Raw genomic sequence first — 17,889 nt, 5'->3', positions numbered from 1 at the left:
TATAAATTGCCCCTGAATAAACATTCTTCTCCTCTGAAGAAACAGGTGTCCGAATCTACCATTTGGTATTCTCACTAATTATTAACGTAATAATTACCATGCGTTTCATCGCCTTATGCGTGTTACAGGTGTGTCATTATTGTACAATACACCCGAAAATGTTCACTTGCTGTTAATTGCACCTTGACTCTCTGTATTAAGATATCCTTAATCGACCAGCTCGCTAAAGGTCAGAATTGACCTAGCAAAGAACAATTCGAGGAGAGACAGTAATGGCTATTCATGCAACAGATGATAGTGCAACATTCCTGGAAACCGACGCTATTTCCGGAAATCTTCTGGCCAACGATACATCCGATGGGAACTTGTTCCTTCGTTTCTTCGATCAGCAGGGCGTTGGCTCCAAGCAAGGCAACAGCCAGGTCACCGAGATCCAGGGCGATTACGGCACCTTCTTCGTCAAGCCGGACGGCAGTTACACCTATGTTCTGAGCGACGCTGCCAAGGTCGGCTTCACCAATGGTGAATTGCTCCAGGAGAAGGTCTCGTACAAGATCTCTGATGGTGCCGGTCACACCGATGTCGGCCTGTTCACCCTGAATATCCAGGGCGTAAGCCAGGTAAAGCCGATCGCTGTCGACGACAACTACAGCTTCACCGAAGGCGACGCCATCAGCGGCAACGCGTTGGACAACGACATTGCTGGCGACAATGGCCACCTCTTCCTCCGCCTATTCGGCACCACGACCGTAAACGGCGACCCGAGCGCAACAACCGACGTCGCCGGTACGTATGGTACGTTCCATGTAAAAGCGGATGGATCATTCACCTATGATCTGACAGCAGATATCGCTCCGGGGGATCAGGTCACGGAAACCATCCAGTTCTACAAGATCTCCGACGGCGAAGGCCACACCGACGCCGGCGTTCTGACACTCAACATCACTGGCGCGGACGCAGAAGTCTGATCATCAGTAGCCAATCAAAAAGCAACGCCCGCCGCGCAGACTGCGGGCGTTGTTTTATGCAAGTTGAATTCGGCCAAGAGAAAGAGCCGTAGCCGCTCAGCCTGTCGGCCAAAAGCTTGGAACTTCTATAAACCAGCCTCGATGATTACTTGCTGCAGCGCTGACGGAACCGCGCCGTCGCGGCCTCTCCGACGCTCGTCCAGCTTCGATCGAAGATCGGGCGAAGCTGTGGGCTGATCTCTCTTATCGTGGCATTGACCCTGCAACGATCGCCCCGTTTCAGCATGGTCATGAGATCGCTATCGAGCGCGCGCTCTGCCGCGGCGAGTGTTGCATCGGTGAAATCGTTCCAGAAATAAAATCGCGTCAGGATCATTACCTGGTCGTACGGCGCAAGCGCAACCGAACGCTTCATCATTCCCGCGATCGAGACCGGCTCTTCCGCAATTGTCGACTGCACGGCCGCAAGACGAAGCCAAAAATTGCTGTTCGTCGGCATACACGAAAGCGCATGCCGCAGATACTGGCGCGCACTCGAGGCCGCAGCGGCCCAGCCGTCGTAATTGAGATTGACACTCTGCCGATCGAGTTGCGCCAGAACGAGGGTTACGCCAGCAGCCACGATGTCGGATCGACAATAGTGTCCGTCAACGACATCGACACTGCGCGACGCATATTTGGTCACGACATCATCCGCAACGGTCTCGCCACGCTCGATCCTTTCGGCGACGATCGAGATGCTGGCCGTTCTTATCGAGGCGTAGAGCTCTCGACCGGCCAGCACCACCAAGACGACGGTGACGATAATGAAGGCGATCCTGGTAATCGAAACGGACTGACTGCGGAACATCAGCTTTCGGTATAGTATCGCGAATAACGCTTATAATAATATTCGCTCGAACCGAATGTCCGGTAGAGTTTCATCTGCGACGGGTCGACCTTGGTCAAGATAGTACCGACACATTTCGCATAGAGTTCCGGCTCGGACAGCAGGGTCGATTGCACGACCTTGCGCGATGTCTTTCCCCACTCGATAACGAAAACCACCGCATCGAGCTTCGAATTGATGGCGCGCGCGTCCACAACCGGCGCCAAGGGTGGCAGGTCGACGATAATATAATCGAAGCTTTGACGTGCCGTTTCAAGAAGCTGATCCATGCCGCGTGACGCAAGCAGCTCCGACGAATGCGGAACACGATACCGTGCCACCGTTGGCAAAAATGCGAGCTTGGTTTTGGGATCGAGAAGAATCAGATCCTTGAGCGGACGGCTGTCGACGATCGCCTCGAGCAAGCCGGCCTCGGCATGGCGGCCGATCGCCCGGGTGGCACCGGGATTGCGCATATCGCCGTCGATAAGCAGGCAACGCGCACCCTGCATTGCCAGGAGTTTTGCGAAATTGATGGATGTCGTCGACTTCCCCTCGCCGGGCAAGCTCGACACGACGCCAATGACCTTGCAGCGCTGATCGGCAGCACTGAGGTCGATGGCAATCTTGGCGCTTCGAAGCGTCTCGGCAAAGGCCGAAAGCGGATGCTCCTCGACATAGGTCGTGGTCTTCCCGCCCCTGGCGATGCTTCGCGGATTGCTGGGATCAACAAGCGTCGGATCGTCGACGTTATTTTCAATCAGCGGCATGACACCGAGAGACTCGACATCGAGCACGTCCCGGACATCATCGCCGGTGCGGAAGAACCGATCCCGGAATTCGCGGAAAGCAGCTATACCACTTCCAAATGCACATCCCACGAACATCGCGAAAGCAACGACGAGAGCTCTCCTCGGAGCGCTCGGCTTCGTCGGCGTCTCCGCCGTCGTGATGATGCGCGCAGCGGTAATCGGAAAGCTCTGCTGTTGAATTGCTTCCTGGTAGCGCGTCAAGAAGCTCTGATAGAGATTCTTGTAGGTATCGCGCGTGCGCTCGAGCTCGCGAAGCTGCACCTGCGTCTCGCCAGCCGTTGCGGCCACGCCCGTCGCCTGTGTAACACTGTCGCGCAAAGAGTTTTCCCGCGATTTCGCGACCTGCAGCTCGCTTTGGTAGCTCTCGGCGATGCGGTTCAACTCATCGAACATGAGCCTTTTATATTCTTCCATTTCCGCACGAAGCCGAACCGCCTGGACGTGATCGGGACCGAGCCGCGCCTCGATTTCGGTCTCGAGCTTGGAAGCCTCCAGATATTTCTTGCGCAGGTCGTTCGAAATGGAGCTGTCGAGCACGTCCGTGACGATCGCATCGGTCTGCTTGGCGTCGATGATCGACTTGACGCGCGCATATCTTGCCTCGGCCTTTGCCGTCTCGGCCTGCGCATTGATCAATTGGGTATTGATCTCGGAAAGCTGCTGCTCGCTGATCAGCGTACCAGATCCGGCCTCGACAAGCCCATGCTCGCCGCGGAATTTCTGAACCGCAAGGTCGGTGTCCAGCGCCTGCTGCCGGAGCTCTTCGATGCGCTCCTGCAGCCATTGGCCGGCCCGGCGCGTCGCCTCGTATTTCGAATTGAGCTTGTCGACCAGATAGACGTCGGCGATCCCAGCCGCGATATCACGCGCTAGGTCGGGCGACTGCGCGGTATAACTGACATCGAGGACGTAGGAGCGGCCGACGCGTTCGACATCGATATTGCCTGCGACAGTCTCGGCAGCGCCTCGCCGCCTCATTTCCGGATTAGGTGCTACGGCTGCGTCATCGGCAAACCACGACCGAAAATTCATAAAGGATTTCAACGTTGAGACAGAAAAAAGCGAGCTTTTCGGTCCCATGAACTCCGGATTGTCGACGAGTTTCAGCTTGTCGACAACAGCATAGGCGATGGTGTCGGACTTCAACAGCTCGACCTGACTGAGGACAGTGCCTTCGTCATCGTCCATCTGGCCGAAAGCCGCCAGCTGGTTGATCACCTGACTATCGCTGCGGTCGATCAGCACGCTAGTGTCGGCGGTGTAGACAGGCACCGAAGTCAACACATACACAATGCCGAGAATGGCAAAGGCGAAACCGCAAGCCGCAACCATCCGCCACTGTCGGCGGGCGATTGCGATGAGCTTGTCGAAATCGATGAAATCAGCATCATTTCCGGTATCGCGGGAGGGGTCGATACGCGGCGTAAGTTTATCTGGCGATAGCAATTTCGATCTCCAACAAAGGCGTCAAGCGCTAAGATCTAAGGGCAATTCCAGCTATTGTATGACCGGGACACTCTGACTCGTCGACTCCGTCGGATCGGTAGACGACTGCCCTCCCGCTCCGGCGCTGACGATCGTCGTCGTTGAAGTCGACGATGAATCATCCGAGCCGGCATTCGAAACCTTCAGCGTACCCGCAGTCGTCGCAGCGCCGTCGAACGGCGTACCATCGTCCGCTCCAGGCCCCGTTTGTCCAACTTGCCCGTCATTGCCGATGCCGGAAGCGGCGGCGGCACTTGCACCCGGGCCGAGCGCCGCGGTCCCGCCTTCGGCAAGGACCTTTGCAAAGGCTGCAAGCAGCGGCGCCAGGTTCGGATCGGCGCTCGCCGCCTCGGCAACAGCCTTTTCGATCGCTAGCTTGTATTGCGGATCCGTCACCTGGCAGCTGTTTGCAGCCCGCCCGAGACCGGAGCCGATCGCCGCCATCTGTGAGGCACTGGCCTTCTTGGCCTGGTCGATCACCGGCGACAGCGCGTCATTGCTGCTTCCGACCAGCGCGCGAACACGCGAGGACAGAACCAACGGATCGGACATGTCGAGCAGGACGGCGGGGCTAGCCGTAAATCCGCTGACATCGACGGAAGTCAGATTTGCCGGTCCTAGGCAGGCTGCCGCAAAGGCGCTTGAATTCATGCCGACATACATCGCGACGGCAATTCCGCTATATGCAAGCTTACGATAAACAGCCGATCTTGCCATAACCACAATTTCCTTCATCAAATCCGCTATAAGCCTCCGGCATCGATCATTCAGACCGATGCCGGCGACCTATTTCAATCAATTTCCAAGATCCTGTACCGCGTTACGGGTATCATTCGCATCGTCGGTCACTCCGGAAACAGTGGATGATACCGAGTTCACGATGTCAAGGAACTTGACCAGTTCAACAGAGTCCGAATTGGAAATATAGATAATATCCTTGTCTTCCATCTTGAACTGCTGAACAGCAAACAAGGTTGCCGGGTCGCGCATATTCGCACGGATGATCACCGGAACCATTTCACCCGCAAATCTCGTCGTGTCCACGTGCATCGCTTGAACCGTTTTCTTCGGGACAAGACGATAGAGCAAGACCTGAGCGGGATCGGCGCGGTCGTCGCGCAGGCCGCCCGCCTTAGCGATTGCCTCTCCAAGGGTCAGGTTGGACTCTTCGAAATCGAAGCGGCCACTGGTGCCTGCGGCGCCGAGCATAAGAAAGGTACGGCGCTCATGATCGATCGAGATCGTATCATCCGGTGCGACATAGATATTTTCGGCCGGGTTCTTCAACAGCGTAGTGTAGGCGACGGTTGCCGTCTTGCCGCGGCGCTGCAGCGTCACATTCGTTTCGATATTGTTGGTCGTCAAACCGCCCGCGGCGGAAATGACATCGAGAACACGCTCACCCGCTGGGCTGATCTCAACGCGCTGGGGATTGTTGACATCGCCGAGGATGGCAACCTGGCTAGAGCGGCTTGTCGTTGTTGTAATAACCACCTGCGGTTCGATCGCGCGGCTCGCCAGGCGATCCTCAACGTCCTGCTCTACGGTCTCCTTCAGGCGACCGGCAGCCGGAACCCGACCCGCATAGGGAATTGTGATCGTTCCGTTTCTATCGATGGTCTGCTCTGGCAGCGAGATGTAATTGCCGGGTCGGCTACCTGCATCGGACGGAATGAAGAGGCCGCCGGACTGAGCTTCGAAGATGGCAACCGAAACGACATCGCCGTAACCGAGCGGAATTTCGGGCGCTCCGCCTCGACCACCACCAAACCCTTTGAACGAGGTCGGCTGGGGAGCGGTAAAATACGACAGGACGTTCTTGCTGAGATCAACCAGGGCGTAGTCGATACCGACACGACGTTCCTTCGTTGTCACTTTCACCGCCGCATCTCGATCAACGTCTTTGTGATCGGGACCGGATCTTGGCAACGAGGTGCAGCTTGCCAATATAGTCGTTAGCGCTACAACAATGGCGACGCGTGTACTACCGATACGAGAACAACCCATAGAATACCCTGCGTTTACGCCCCTGAAGCTACTGCCCCGCGATCTGACAAAATACAAGACAATCCCCGATCAATAACACTGAAAGCCGATTAACATTCCCCTAACTGTGGCAGGCTGGCAACGCCGAGCCCCTTAGGAAGCGAAAAACGACTTCGGTCCGACTTTTCTTGCGTCGCAACAATCCGAAGGCTGCACCCGCTATAAAATTTCTTGGGTTTCTGAGTCAACCGTTCGCACCTGCACAATCGATCTTTTCCGAAAATCTTATTAAAATCCATCCATTTAAACTTTACGTGGTTAACGGCCGCTCATATGCCATGTCCGCCTCTCCGTTGCTACGGCCGAGGCATATCGCGACAACCGCACTCAGGAAGGCGGAGTAAAACACGGCAAAACCCGGTATCTGCAGCGAAAAATCGACCGCCGCATGAAGGGCGACCAAAACGGTCGCCGCTAGGCCAAGAAGAACATAGTGCCGGAGACGCCGTCTTTGGGCCAGCCCGTGCCAGAACACTCTGGCAAGCACCGAGAATGCAAGGACTGTCGCAATGGGGAACAATATTCCGAGGCCCAGAAATCCTTCGAGATAGAAATTATGCGCACGGTCGAAGACTCCGAAAATACCGCAAGCCGGATCGCGGTAGGCGGAAAACACGGTCCGGAAGGTTCCGAGCCCCGTTCCCGTCAACCAATGATCCGAGATGGCACGCCATATGCCCGGCAGAATGCAAAACCGATCATCATCCTCGAGTCGCCGCTCTTGCGCACGCAAAATCGCCTGGCCCGCAAACACGGTCAGCAACAATACGACGAAACCAATCGCCGAGAGGAGCTTCAGCATCGAACGCCATCTTGGCGCCGGTCTCAGATGACGCCTCGAGCCGTTCCAATTGATGACAAGCCATGGAAAATAGACGAGAGCGGCAACAAAGGTCGCAAATATCCCGGCGCGGGAGCGGCTCAGCATCAGCGCGGTGAAGCATGCGCATAAGAACAGGATATAGATCCACGATCTCAAGAGAAGAGCGTTTCGGCCCGGCTCGCCGGGCGGATACTTCGAATAGGCTCGGGTAATGTCCCTGACCAGGGTCAGCATCAACAGCGTTCCAAGCCCGAGGAAGGTCGCAGCAGTATTGCGGTTGACGAAGACCGCAGTCAGGCTGTCGAGGTAGGCGTGTTTTTCGACGACGATCAAAATTTTGGGAAACAGCAAAAACTGGATCAGGCCGAAAACAGCGATGATACCCGCCGCAAGCCCGAGCCCGGTGAGCACTTTCCTAGCGCGCTGATCGGTATCGCATAAGAGAAGCCCGGTCAGGAACGTGACGAAAGGCAGCGCGACCCAGAGGATCGACGCGAGCGTGTCGGCCGGTTCGACCGAGATCGCCGCGGACCGGGCACCTGCAAGGTCACGCGCAGCATTCCAGGCGGGATTTGCCAACCGATTGGCGGGCAGTTCGATGGTTTGGATGAACGCCCAGCCCGCCAGGACGACGAGTAGAAACAAAGCGATACTGAAAACCCATCTGCTTTGTCTCGGCTCTCTAAACAGCAATCCCGAAATGATGGCGAGGGCAAACATCCCGATCGCGGCGAAGGCGAAGGGAAAGGGTGTAACGCTCCCGAACGGTATGAGCGTCAATATAACGAGGCCGATGAAGGCAAAAAGCAAAACCTCTCGCAAGACCTGCTTATTGATGAGGTTGGAGAACATGTGAATTCGTTTACCAGAGTAGGCGGCGACCAAAGCCATTACAACCGAAGAGATTAATTTACTCGTACTAACATAAGTTGAACATCAAGCGCTTGCGTGCTAAAGTGTAACAGAATTCCACATCGTTTAAAATTGTCGCGAAAGGTTTAAGCCAATCGAGACAAGGCCCGGCTATGCTCCTTCCAAGCAGCAGAAACGGGACAGATATTCTGCGCCCAATACTTGGCAGATCATCAGATCGCCATGCCATTGACCGAGAAAAAAGGCAAGCCTGATCTCAATCGGTTGCCCGTAACGGGGATTTAAGAGATGAAGAAAACAGTCGTTACACTTCTGGCACTGGCCTTTACAGCAGGCAATGCATGCTCGGCATTTGCCGCCGGTCCCGCGGGTTTTGCCCGCGGCCTGACTGGTAATTCGGCGGTCAGTTATATCTCTGAAAAAGGCAAGATCATTCCGCCTTTCGCCCAGGTGCTGTTCTGCGCCCAGAACCCGTCCGAATGCCGCGACAACAATGGTTTGGCGGTCGTTGCGCTGACGGACAAGCAAATGCTGCAACTGAAGGACGTCAACACCGCCGTCAATCGTACGATGATCGGCCGGAACGACTCCCGCAACGAACTGAATGGCGACGTCTGGAAGGTGAATGTGCGCAGCGGCGACTGCGAAGATTTCGCTTTGACCAAGCGCAGCCGGCTGATCGCGATGGGCTGGTCGTCGCGCGCTTTGCGGATCGCGACGGCATATACGCCCTCCGGTGAAGGACATGCGGTCCTCGTCGTCAGAACCGACAAGGGCGATCTCGTCCTCGACAACAGGAAAAGCAGCATCAAGAACTGGCGCGATACCGATCTGCGCTGGGACAAGATTCAATCGGGAACAGACCCTTACGTCTGGTACCGGCTATAGCAGCCGAGGCAGCGACATAGACTGATTGATCCTGTTTCCGGATTGAAGTCGAGCCTGCTCTGACGAGCCGCTCGACTTGTCATATCGCCCACACAAACCTATGTTTTGGCTATCGACGGGGCAGCGCGCAACAAGTTGCGGTGCCCGGAGTTCGATTTCCGATATGGGTACCAGGCGATCTTCGGTATTGTCTTTTCGTCCAGATTAACTATGACGAACTCATGCTGCGACGCAGCATGACGTTCTACTCTAATGATTTGAGGGAAATATGCGCATCACGATGATTGGATCAGGCTATGTCGGCCTCGTTTCAGGCGTTTGCTTTGCGGATTTCGGCCACGACGTCATCTGCGTCGACAAGGATCTGAGTAAGATCGAAGCCCTTCGCGAAGGCCGCATTCCGATCTACGAGCCGGGTCTGGAGCAATTGGTCGCCGAAAATACCAGCACCGGCCGGCTGTCGTTTTCGACGGATGTCGGCGAAAGTGTCCGCAGCGCCGATGTCGTGTTCATCGCAGTCGGCACGCCGTCCCGGCGCGGCGACGGCCACGCAGACCTTTCCTATGTCTACGCCGCTGCACGCGAGATTGCCACCTATGTGGAAGGCTTCACCGTTATCGTCACCAAGTCGACGGTGCCGGTTGGCACAGGAGACGAGGTCGAGCGCATCATGCGCGAAACCAATCCTGCGGCGGATGTCGCCGTCGTTTCCAATCCGGAATTCCTGCGTGAAGGTGCGGCGATCGAAGACTTCAAGCGTCCCGACCGTATCGTCGTCGGCCTGAACGACGACCGGGCGCGCGAAACCATGACCGAGGTCTACCGCCCGCTCTATCTCAACCAGGCCCCCTTGGTCTTCACCACCCGCCGCACCTCCGAACTGATCAAATATGCGGCCAATGCCTTCCTCGCGATGAAGATCACCTTCATCAACGAGATCGCCGATCTCTGCGAACGGGTCGACGCAAACGTCCAGGACGTTTCGCGCGGAATCGGTCTCGACGGCCGTATCGGCTCCAAGTTCCTGCATGCCGGCCCAGGCTACGGCGGTTCGTGCTTCCCCAAGGATACGCTTGCCCTTGCCAAGACGGCGCAGGATTACGACGCGCCGATGCGTCTCATCGAGACGACGATCTCGATCAACGACAACCGCAAGCGGGCGATGGGACGCAAAGTCATTTCGGCCGTCGGCGGAGACATTCGCGGCAAGAAGATCGCGATCCTCGGCCTGACCTTCAAGCCGAACACCGACGATATGCGCGACAGCCCGGCGATCGCAGTCATCCAGACCCTGCAGGACGCCGGCGCGCAAGTGGTCGGCTACGATCCCGAGGGCATGGAGAACGCCCGCAAAGTAATCGACAACATCGAATATGCGAGCGGTCCCTATGAAGCGGCTGCTGGTGCGGATGCGCTTGTCATCGTCACCGAATGGAACCAGTTCCGCGCGCTCGATTTCAGTCGCCTGAAGCAGTCGATGCGCGCTCCGATCCTGGTCGATCTGCGCAATATCTACCGCAGCGACGAAGTCCGCAAACACGGCTTTACCTATACCGGCATCGGCACCAACCTTTATCAGGAAACGACCGGCGCCTGAGATAGCCTCCTGAACATCTGATCGTCCTGACGCCGCGGAGCATAATCCGCGGCGTTTGGTTTTGAGCATGATGCCGAAAGTGCAAGCGTTTCGGACGACACCATGCTCGCCGAATTAAAGAATTCCGACCCGCGTTCCCTTTATCGTCAGCACGGTCAGCCGGCCGGTCGCCGAAACCGCAGTGTCGATGCCGATGCGTTGCGGACCGAATGTCGGGATTCGCGCCGGGGTATGGCCGTGGATCACCAGGACAGGAAGCTGCGGCCCTTCATCCAGGAAGGGCTGACGGATCCACATGAGGTCGCTGTCTTTCTGCCTCTTGAGGTCGATGCCCGGCCTGATGCCCGCATGAACGAAGAGGATCCTTCCCATCCGCAGCATGACCGGCAGCGATTCGAGAAATTGGATATGCCGCTCGGGTATCATATTGCGAATGACGCGGGCGATTGTTTCGCTTCCGGCCGCCGACTGCAGCAGATGCTCGATATCGATACCGTATGAGTGCAGCGTCTCCGTTCCGGCAAAGCCGAGCCATTCAAGAATGCGCGCCGGTTTGCGATAGAGATTCACCAGCTCCGCGTCATGATTGCCGCACAGGACGAAACGTTGAAACCCCGGCGGCGGGGTCCTGCTCAGGAATTCCAGCACAGCGCTCGAATCCGGCCCGCGATCGACATAATCGCCGAGCGTGACGATGAGCTTCGGCCCCGGAATGCGCGCGGCATCCTCCTCGATGCGGCGATGTGCCTCGACGAGTTCTTTGTAACATCCGTGAACATCGCTCATCGCGTAGACCGCAGCGAATTCGCCTTCGGCAAACGTCAGCCGAGCGCGTCTTTTACGGTTGCCAGCCAGTATCGGTATCTGTTGTCGCCACGGCGCTAGATAGTCAAACATGGAACCCATTTATGAGACCCGACCGAATGGCGGGTTGTCGGAAACAATCCATCTCTTATCCATCGCTGCAACGGCATCAGGCTCAGTGTCCATAAGAATTTGGCCTGATCGCGGCCCCACCGAAGTTATGCCCGAACCAATTGCCACATTCAGAGTGACATAGTCCCTCGCCATTTGCTGCACCGCCTGCGCCAGCTTCGCCTGACTGGTCGCGACCGAACGCTGCGCATCCAGCACATCAAGCAAGGAGGATTGCCCATCCTTGTAGCTCCCGATTGAAAGCGCAAGAGTCTCCTGCGTGGTCTTCACCTGAGCCTGCAGCGCCCGCGACTCGGCAACGCCGATATTGGCCCTTGCAGCGGCGAGGTCACGCCCCGCCTTGCGGATGTAATCATTCATACTTGGGAGGGTGCCGCGGTTAATATTACGCTATAATTTGCTATATGATGGTTAATCCGGCGTTAAACCGGCGATTATTGCGTTTCTCGCGACGTTATCGGCTAATATTCCCCAAATGGAGGAGCCACAGGTATCGGATTTCCACAGGCCACACCTTCGAAAAAGCTGTAAAAATCAACCATAACGATAGCCATCAGGAAAAAATGAACGTTAAAGAAGATGATGCTTGACGCCCCCGCGGCGCAGCATAATGATGGCGCGTTGCGAGTGTGAATGACATTTCTTGATCAGGAATCTCAGATCCAAAATTGCGGGGTGCAAAGTGGAAACTGCGGTTGATTCGAAACTTATCGAGGCGATCACCTACGACGAAGACAGCCGGCATCTACGGGTCTATCTGACCAACGGTCAGAGGCGAGAATATGAAGGCGTTCCCAAGGGCGTCGTCGTCGGGTTGACGATGGCGGAATCACCGGGAAATTTCTACATGAAGGCAATCAGGGGCAAATATCCTCCTCGCCCCTAATGTCCTATCGATCACGACGATAGAATCCTTGTTTCAGCAAAGATGCGGGACCGGCATTCGCCGGTCCCGCAAACCAGTTTCCAGCCGACCGACGGTGCACGCCGTCAATAACCGCCGAGAAAATCGCGGACCGCATTGATCTCGAGCGGCGCGATCTCGTGACCGCCGGGATGCCAGACCACCGTGATCTCCGCCCCTCGGTTTTTCAGATGTTCGGACAGCGCCTCTGTCATGGAGACGGGCGCGATCGGGTCTCGCTGCCCGGCCGTCATCAGCACCTTTCTTCCCGCGAGCTTCGACTGGGCTTCGGGTTGAAACGGAATGAGCGGGTGCATCAGAACCGCGGCATCGAAGATACCCTTCTCGATCAGGACATTGGCAAGAATATTTGCGCCGTTCGAAAAACCCAGGCCGAGAATATGGGAAGCCTGGTACTCGTCAGCGAATGCCTTGACGTAGGCGGCCATCTTCTCCGTCGCTCGTGAGAGATCGGGCATGTCGTAGACCCCCTCCCCGGTGCGGCGAAAGAAGCGCGCCGCGCCGTGTTCGGAAACATCGCCGCGCGGCGAGAGAATCGTCGCTTCAGGTAGCAGGCGCCGGCCGAAGTCGAAGAACTGGTTCTCGTCGCCGCCGGTGCCGTGCAGCACCAGCAAGATGGGTTTATCAGGTGCACCGGCATGCAGCCGGTGCACATATCCGGTTTCGGTCATATCGCCTATCCTCACACTTCGAGCGGCTGCAGATGCTGCTCGAGCAGCGCGCGAAGATGGGCGTGCTGTTGCGGCAGTTTCAGGGCTTCGCCAAGATGGGCCGTATCCTCGTCGCGGTCGAAGCCGGGCTCATTGGTCGCGACCTCGAACAGCACGCCGCCCGGCGTGCGGAAATAGATCGCCCAGAAATAATCGCGGTCGATCACCGGCGTGACCTGATAACCGGTGTCCACCAGCGCTTTGCGCACTTCGAGTTGCTTCTCACGGTTTTCGACGGCGAAGGCGACATGGTGGACGGAGCCGGCGCCCGGAAGGGCGCGCGCAATGTTCGGCATGGTCTCGAGATCGATGAGATGTGCGCCATTGCCGGAGGGCTTGATCAGCCGCTTGACGCCGTCCCTTTCCTCGGCGACCTCGTAACCCATGAACTTCAGGAGTTCGGCCGTAGCACCTTCGTCCCTCAGCCGCATGGCGACGGAGTGGAAGCCGTAAATGGCATGGTCTTCGTTGATGCCGCCATGTATCCAGGGCTGGCGGGCGTCATCCTTGACTTCGACGAGCGCGAAGCCATCGCCATCGGGGCCGGAGAAGTTCAGCCGTTTTTCGCCGAAACTTTCCTCAGCCTTAAGGCCGTTGACACCAAGCGCGGCAAAGCGATCGCTCCAGAAGCCGAGCGAGCCTTGCGGGACGGAAAACACCGTCGTGCCAACTTCGCCGGTACCGGGACGGCCCTGCGCCATCTTCGGGAACGGAAAATAGGTCATGACCGTGCCGGGCGCACCGGTCTCGTCACCATAATAGAGGTGATAGACATCCGGCGCGTCGAAATTCACCGTCTTCTTGACGCGTCGCAGGCCGAGCGCATTGGTAAAAAACTGGTTGTTGGTGCGGGCATCCTGCGCCATCGACGTGACGTGGTGCAGACCCTTGATCTGATCGAGCATGTCAAACCCCTTTCATACCCGCCGTTGCGGGCTTTCGATGAGGCTAAGATGCGCGTTGAAACTCCCGTCGAATAGACCCGTAGACCAAAACGCATTGTCTTCTTTTAGTGAACGAACGACAAAGTCCGTTCACACCTACACCCCATGGGGATCGGCCGGCAATTGCCAGTCGATCGGCGCACGTCCGCGCGACTGCAGGAAGGCATTCGCCTTCGAAAAATGCCCGCAGCCAAAGAACCCGTTATGGGCCGAAAGCGGCGAAGGATGCGGGGCCCGGAGCACGAGATGCCGCGTCGTATCGACAAAGGCGGCCTTGCGTTGGGCATAGGAACCCCACAGCATGAAGACTACGGATTCGCATTCATCGTTGACCTTGCGGATGACGGCGTCGGTGAAGCGTTCCCACCCCTTTCCCTGATGAGCAGCCGCCTGCCCTTCCTCGACGGTCAGCACGCTGTTCAGCAGGAGTACGCCCTGCTTTGCCCAATGTTCTAGAAAACCGTGACGTGCCGGCGTTATACCAAGATCCGTCTCCATCTCCTTGTAGATATTGACCAGGGAGGGCGGTGTGCGCACGCCCGGCCGGACACTGAAACACAGCCCATGGGCTTGCCCGACTCCATGATACGGGTCCTGGCCGAGGATCACGGCCTTGACGTTGGAGATCGGCGTCAGATCAAGAGCGCGGAAATATTCGCTGCCCTTGGGGAAAATCCGCTTGCCGACCTCTTTCTGCGCGACGAGGAAGGATTTGAGCTGTTGCATGTAGGGGCTTGAAAACTCCCCCTCCAGCGCGGCTTTCCAGCTCTCCTCGAGACTGACGGATGTATCGCTCATCTAGGAAAATCCTTCGCATAGGACGAAACAACGGACACACGGTTCTAACAAAATCAATCAACGCTGCAATGCCTGTCGGCTCGGCAATGGTCTACACCTTCAGAATTCGGTGAGAGAAGATTGCGAGGCTGTCCGAGGCATCGTCGTCCGTATTTAACTATATGATGGCTTTGGTATTTACGCCGGCAGGCGGCCTGAGTAGAACTTTGATGGTGAAATCGGAGCCATGTCTTCCCATGAAATTCGGCACGAGCGGCCTTCGCGGACTTTCAGTCGACCTCAAGGGACGCGCCTCCGCCCTCTACGCCACCGCGTTCGGCAAATATCTGCTGCAGACAGGCAAGGCGCGGACCGGCGACGTCATTCTGATCGGCCGCGATTTTCGCGATTCGAGCCCTGAAATCTCGGGAAATTGTGCCGGTGCGCTTGCCGCGCTCGGCTTCCGGATCTTCGACTGCGGCAATGTCCCCACGCCCGCCCTTGCCCTCTATTGCCTCGACAGCAAGGCCGCCTGCCTGATGGTTACGGGCTCGCATATTCCGGCGGACCGCAACGGCATCAAATTCTATCGCCCGGATGGTGAGATCGACAAATCGGACGAGGCTGCTATCACCGCATTGGCGGCCGAGATCGAGCGAACCGGTGAAACGGTGGCGCAGGCGCCAGCCGAGACGGAGGAGCATGAAGCGATCTGCCGGCAGCTCTTTTTCGAACGCAATGCAGCCCTGCTTCCGCAGGGCGCGCTGTCCGACATGAAGATCGGTGTCTACCAGCACAGCAGCGTCGCCCGCGACCTGCTGGTTGATGTTCTCGCCCATTACGGCGCCGAGATCACCGCTCTTGGACGTTCGGAGAGTTTCATTCCCGTCGACACCGAAGCCGTTTCAGACGAGACGATCACGCTGATGAAGCGCTGGGTGTCCGAGCACAAGTTCGATGCGATCGTCTCGACCGATGGCGACGGCGACCGTCCGCTGGTCGCAGACGAAACCGGCACGCCGTTGCGCGGTGACCTTCTCGGCCTTGTGGCAGCCAATTTCCTCGGCGCCGGCACGGTGGTGACACCGGTTACCTCCAATTCCGGCATCGAGGCCGCGGGCTCTTTCGCCGTCCGGCGCACCCGCGTCGGCTCACCCTTCGTCATTTCAGGCATGGAAGAGGCCGTGGCGGCTGGCAAGGATCATGTCATGGGCTTTGAAGCCAATGGCGGGCTACTGACCGCAACCGCCTTTGATATCAACGGCCGGAACGTGCGTGCCTTGCCGACACGCGATTGTTTTATCCCGATGCTCGCGATCCTGTCGCTCGCAGCCATCCGCAAGCAGCCGCTTTCGGCCGTTGCCGCCTCCTATCAGCTGCCCTTTGCCGCCGCCGACCGCCTGGAGAATTTTCCGCTGGAGACGAGTGCCGCGCTGATGGAGCATCTGCGTGCTTCGGACGAAAATCTCTCGGCTTTCCTGCAGCCGATCGGCGAGGTAGCGACGAAATCCGACATCGACGGACTTCGGGTGACGCTGAGAGATGGCGGCATCATTCATTTCCGCCCGTCCGGCAATGCCCCGGAAATGCGCTGCTACACGGAGGCCGGCAGCGAAGCTGCAGCCCTGGAGCTGCTGAATACAGGGCTCAATCGAATAACAGACTGGGCAGGCGCCCGGTAACATGCGACCAACAAGCCGTCTACTTCAAGGAACCCGCCTATGACGCAGAAAATCGTTCCCGTGATCATGGCCGGCGGCAAAGGCACGCGGCTCTGGCCGCTTTCCCGTGCCACCGCACCGAAACAATTCATCCAGTTCGTCGGCGACAAGACGTTGTTTCAGGAAACTCTTGAACGCGTTTCCGATCCCGAGCTCTATGAAGCCCCGATCGTCGTCACCAATGAGGAATTCCGCTTCCTGGTCGCCGAGCAGGCACGCGAGCTTGCCATCCCGCTCGCTGCCGTCCTGCTCGAACCGGTCGCCCGCAACACAGCCGCAGCAGTGGCCGCCGCTGCAACGCTCGCTGGCGAGCTGTTCGGCAAGGGCACCATCATCCAGATGCTCGCCTCGGATCACGAAATTCTCGCCGACAAGAGCTATTTCGATTGCATCCGCATCGCCCGCGATGCTGCTGCCGATGGCAGCCTCGTCACTTTCGGCATCAACCCGACTGAGCCGGCGATAGGCTACGGCTATATCGAGATCGGCGATGCCCTCAAAAACGGTGCGCACAAGGTCAAGCGCTTTGTCGAAAAGCCGGCACTTGAGAAGGCCGAGCAGATGCTCGCCGACGGCGGCTTCTACTGGAACTCGGGCATCTTCATGTTCCCGGTGACAGAACTTATCGCCGAACTGCAGGAATATGCACCCGATGTGCTGAAGGCGGCCAGCAAGGCCGTTTCGAAGGCGAGCCGCGACCTTGATTTCACCCGTCTCGACGCCGACCATTTCGCCAAGAGCCCCGATATCTCCATCGATTATGCGATCATGGAAAAGACCTCCAAGGCAGCCGTCGTCCCCTCGCCGTTCAAATGGTCGGACATGGGCAGCTGGGATTCAGTCTGGAAATCAGGCGCGCGCGACGACAACGGCAATGTTGCCGCCGCAAACACCACCGTCGTCAATACCCGCAATTCGCTCGTCATGACCCGTGGTGTGCATCTTGCCGTCCAGGGCATGGAGGATGTCGCCGTCATCGCCAGCGAGGACGCCGTCTATGTCGGACCGCTCAAAGACAGCCAGAATGTCGGACAATTGGTCAAGATGCTGGCGTCTTCTTCCACTACCGCGAAATTCACCGAAACCCATCCGACATCTTATCGCCCCTGGGGCGGCTATACCTCCATCTTCAACGGCGACCGCTTCCAAGTGAAGCGTATCTTCGTCACGCCGGGCAAGAAGCTCTCGCTGCAAAAACACCACCATCGTTCCGAACACTGGATCGTCGTCAAGGGAACGGCTGAGGTGACGGTCGGCGAGAACGTGCGGATGCTGCGCGAGAACGAAAGCGTCTACATCCCGCTCGGCGAAGTCCACCGCCTCGCCAACCCCGGCAAGATTCTTCTCGAGCTCATCGAGGTTCAGACGGGCTCCTATCTCGGCGAGGACGACATCATCCGTATCGTCGATGAGTTTGGAAGAACGTAAATCGCAGCCGGAGCGATGGTCGGGCCTTTTCCGGCGCGACCATCCTCACTGTTGAATTTCCTCTTGGGGTTCTCGTAGAATGGATGTA

General features: G+C 57.5%; 15 protein-coding genes and 1 pseudogene. 6 read left to right on the top strand and 10 right to left on the bottom strand.

Features of this window, described 5'->3' with window-relative positions; genetic code table 11:
- Positions 1-272: 272 nt before the first annotated feature.
- Entirely contained in the window at positions 273-968 is a 696-nt protein-coding gene (gene rapA2, locus FFM53_RS18745) for a calcium-binding lectin RapA2 (RefSeq protein ID WP_025395616.1), read from the top strand.
- Positions 969-1,113: 145 nt separating this feature from the next.
- On the opposite strand, the gene FFM53_RS18740 is transcribed toward rapA2, so the two are convergent.
- The 5 genes from FFM53_RS18740 to FFM53_RS18720 form a co-directional block, all read right to left on the bottom strand.
- On the bottom strand, positions 1,114-1,818 hold the full coding sequence (locus FFM53_RS18740; protein WP_138330264.1) for a hypothetical protein: 705 nt from the start codon (positions 1,816-1,818) through the stop codon (positions 1,114-1,116).
- Positions 1,818-4,094 (bottom strand): polysaccharide biosynthesis tyrosine autokinase, encoded by a 2,277-nt coding sequence (locus FFM53_RS18735; protein WP_062943561.1) that lies wholly within the window; start codon positions 4,092-4,094, stop codon positions 1,818-1,820. The genes FFM53_RS18740 and FFM53_RS18735 overlap by 1 nt, the downstream gene beginning before the upstream one ends.
- 51 nt (positions 4,095-4,145) lie before the next feature.
- On the bottom strand, positions 4,146-4,850 hold the full coding sequence (locus FFM53_RS18730; protein ID WP_138386831.1) for a sugar transporter: 705 nt from the start codon (positions 4,848-4,850) through the stop codon (positions 4,146-4,148).
- A gap of 78 nt (positions 4,851-4,928) precedes the next feature.
- The gene (locus FFM53_RS18725) at positions 4,929-6,140 is read right to left on the bottom strand and encodes a polysaccharide biosynthesis/export family protein (protein ID WP_062943559.1); all 1,212 of its coding nucleotides are present in this window, start codon (positions 6,138-6,140) and stop codon (positions 4,929-4,931) included.
- Between the two features lie 289 nt (positions 6,141-6,429).
- Positions 6,430-7,854 carry an O-antigen ligase family protein gene (locus FFM53_RS18720; RefSeq protein ID WP_138330676.1) on the bottom strand — a complete coding sequence of 475 codons (1,425 nt, stop codon included), beginning with the start codon at positions 7,852-7,854 and terminating at the stop codon, positions 6,430-6,432.
- A gap of 309 nt (positions 7,855-8,163) precedes the next feature.
- Between FFM53_RS18720 and FFM53_RS18715 the strand changes: the two genes are divergently transcribed.
- Entirely contained in the window at positions 8,164-8,763 is a 600-nt protein-coding gene (locus FFM53_RS18715) for a transglutaminase-like cysteine peptidase (RefSeq protein WP_129421567.1), read from the top strand.
- A gap of 268 nt (positions 8,764-9,031) precedes the next feature.
- On the top strand, positions 9,032-10,360 hold the full coding sequence (locus FFM53_RS18710) for a UDP-glucose dehydrogenase family protein (RefSeq protein ID WP_138330261.1): 1,329 nt from the start codon (positions 9,032-9,034) through the stop codon (positions 10,358-10,360).
- A gap of 114 nt (positions 10,361-10,474) precedes the next feature.
- Here the strand turns inward: FFM53_RS18710 and FFM53_RS18705 are convergent, their stop codons facing one another.
- Together FFM53_RS18705 and FFM53_RS18700 are read right to left on the bottom strand one after the other, a co-directional pair.
- Positions 10,475-11,266, bottom strand: a complete 792-nt coding sequence (locus tag FFM53_RS18705) for a metallophosphoesterase family protein (protein WP_138330260.1) — start codon at positions 11,264-11,266, stop codon at positions 10,475-10,477.
- Positions 11,267-11,581, bottom strand: a pseudogene (locus FFM53_RS18700) (TolC family protein); the annotation flags it as partial.
- Positions 11,582-11,939: 358 nt separating this feature from the next.
- Here FFM53_RS18700 and FFM53_RS18695 point away from each other — a divergent pair.
- The gene (locus FFM53_RS18695) at positions 11,940-12,182 is read left to right on the top strand and encodes a KTSC domain-containing protein (RefSeq protein WP_003542164.1); all 243 of its coding nucleotides are present in this window, start codon (positions 11,940-11,942) and stop codon (positions 12,180-12,182) included.
- Positions 12,183-12,286: 104 nt separating this feature from the next.
- Here the strand turns inward: FFM53_RS18695 and FFM53_RS18690 are convergent, their stop codons facing one another.
- The 3 genes from FFM53_RS18690 to ung all read right to left on the bottom strand — a co-directional run bounded on the left by FFM53_RS18690 (position 12,287) and on the right by ung (position 14,673).
- On the bottom strand, positions 12,287-12,892 hold the full coding sequence (locus FFM53_RS18690) for an alpha/beta hydrolase (RefSeq protein ID WP_138330258.1): 606 nt from the start codon (positions 12,890-12,892) through the stop codon (positions 12,287-12,289).
- An 11-nt stretch (positions 12,893-12,903) separates the two neighbouring features.
- Positions 12,904-13,836, bottom strand: a complete 933-nt coding sequence (locus FFM53_RS18685; protein WP_138386829.1) for a VOC family protein — start codon at positions 13,834-13,836, stop codon at positions 12,904-12,906.
- Between the two features lie 135 nt (positions 13,837-13,971).
- The gene (ung, locus tag FFM53_RS18680; protein ID WP_138386828.1) at positions 13,972-14,673 is read right to left on the bottom strand and encodes a uracil-DNA glycosylase; all 702 of its coding nucleotides are present in this window, start codon (positions 14,671-14,673) and stop codon (positions 13,972-13,974) included.
- A 236-nt stretch (positions 14,674-14,909) separates the two neighbouring features.
- Between ung and FFM53_RS18675 the strand changes: the two genes are divergently transcribed.
- Positions 14,910-16,334: a phosphomannomutase gene (locus FFM53_RS18675; protein ID WP_171598514.1), complete on the top strand. Its 1,425-nt coding sequence runs from the start codon at positions 14,910-14,912 to the stop codon at positions 16,332-16,334.
- Between the two features lie 39 nt (positions 16,335-16,373).
- A complete protein-coding gene (locus FFM53_RS18670) occupies positions 16,374-17,801 on the top strand; it encodes a mannose-1-phosphate guanylyltransferase/mannose-6-phosphate isomerase (protein WP_171598515.1) in 1,428 nt (475 codons plus the stop codon).
- Positions 17,802-17,889: the final 88 nt, after the last annotated feature.

The organism is Rhizobium indicum (assembly GCF_005862305.2).
In the GTDB taxonomy this organism is placed as follows: domain Bacteria; phylum Pseudomonadota; class Alphaproteobacteria; order Rhizobiales; family Rhizobiaceae; genus Rhizobium; species Rhizobium indicum.
This window is presented reverse-complemented; position numbering and strand designations above follow the sequence as displayed.

Bases quoted from the DNA above. Each gene is read 5' to 3' on its own strand.
- FFM53_RS18715 (WP_129421567.1), top strand. From the start codon at position 8,164: ATGAAGAAAACAGTCGTTACACTTCTGGCACTGGCCTTTACAGCAGGC.
- FFM53_RS18725 (WP_062943559.1), bottom strand. From the start codon at position 6,140: ATGGGTTGTTCTCGTATCGGTAGTACACGCGTCGCCATTGTTGTAGCG.
- FFM53_RS18710 (WP_138330261.1), top strand. From the start codon at position 9,032: ATGCGCATCACGATGATTGGATCAGGCTATGTCGGCCTCGTTTCAGGC.
- FFM53_RS18720 (WP_138330676.1), bottom strand. From the start codon at position 7,854: ATGTTCTCCAACCTCATCAATAAGCAGGTCTTGCGAGAGGTTTTGCTT.
- FFM53_RS18685 (WP_138386829.1), bottom strand. From the start codon at position 13,836: ATGCTCGATCAGATCAAGGGTCTGCACCACGTCACGTCGATGGCGCAG.
- FFM53_RS18675 (WP_171598514.1), top strand. From the start codon at position 14,910: ATGAAATTCGGCACGAGCGGCCTTCGCGGACTTTCAGTCGACCTCAAG.
- FFM53_RS18690 (WP_138330258.1), bottom strand. From the start codon at position 12,892: ATGACCGAAACCGGATATGTGCACCGGCTGCATGCCGGTGCACCTGAT.
- FFM53_RS18705 (WP_138330260.1), bottom strand. From the start codon at position 11,266: ATGGGTTCCATGTTTGACTATCTAGCGCCGTGGCGACAACAGATACCG.
- rapA2 (WP_025395616.1), top strand. From the start codon at position 273: ATGGCTATTCATGCAACAGATGATAGTGCAACATTCCTGGAAACCGAC.
- FFM53_RS18730 (WP_138386831.1), bottom strand. From the start codon at position 4,850: ATGGCAAGATCGGCTGTTTATCGTAAGCTTGCATATAGCGGAATTGCC.
- ung (WP_138386828.1), bottom strand. From the start codon at position 14,673: ATGAGCGATACATCCGTCAGTCTCGAGGAGAGCTGGAAAGCCGCGCTG.
- FFM53_RS18670 (WP_171598515.1), top strand. From the start codon at position 16,374: ATGACGCAGAAAATCGTTCCCGTGATCATGGCCGGCGGCAAAGGCACG.
- FFM53_RS18740 (WP_138330264.1), bottom strand. From the start codon at position 1,818: ATGTTCCGCAGTCAGTCCGTTTCGATTACCAGGATCGCCTTCATTATC.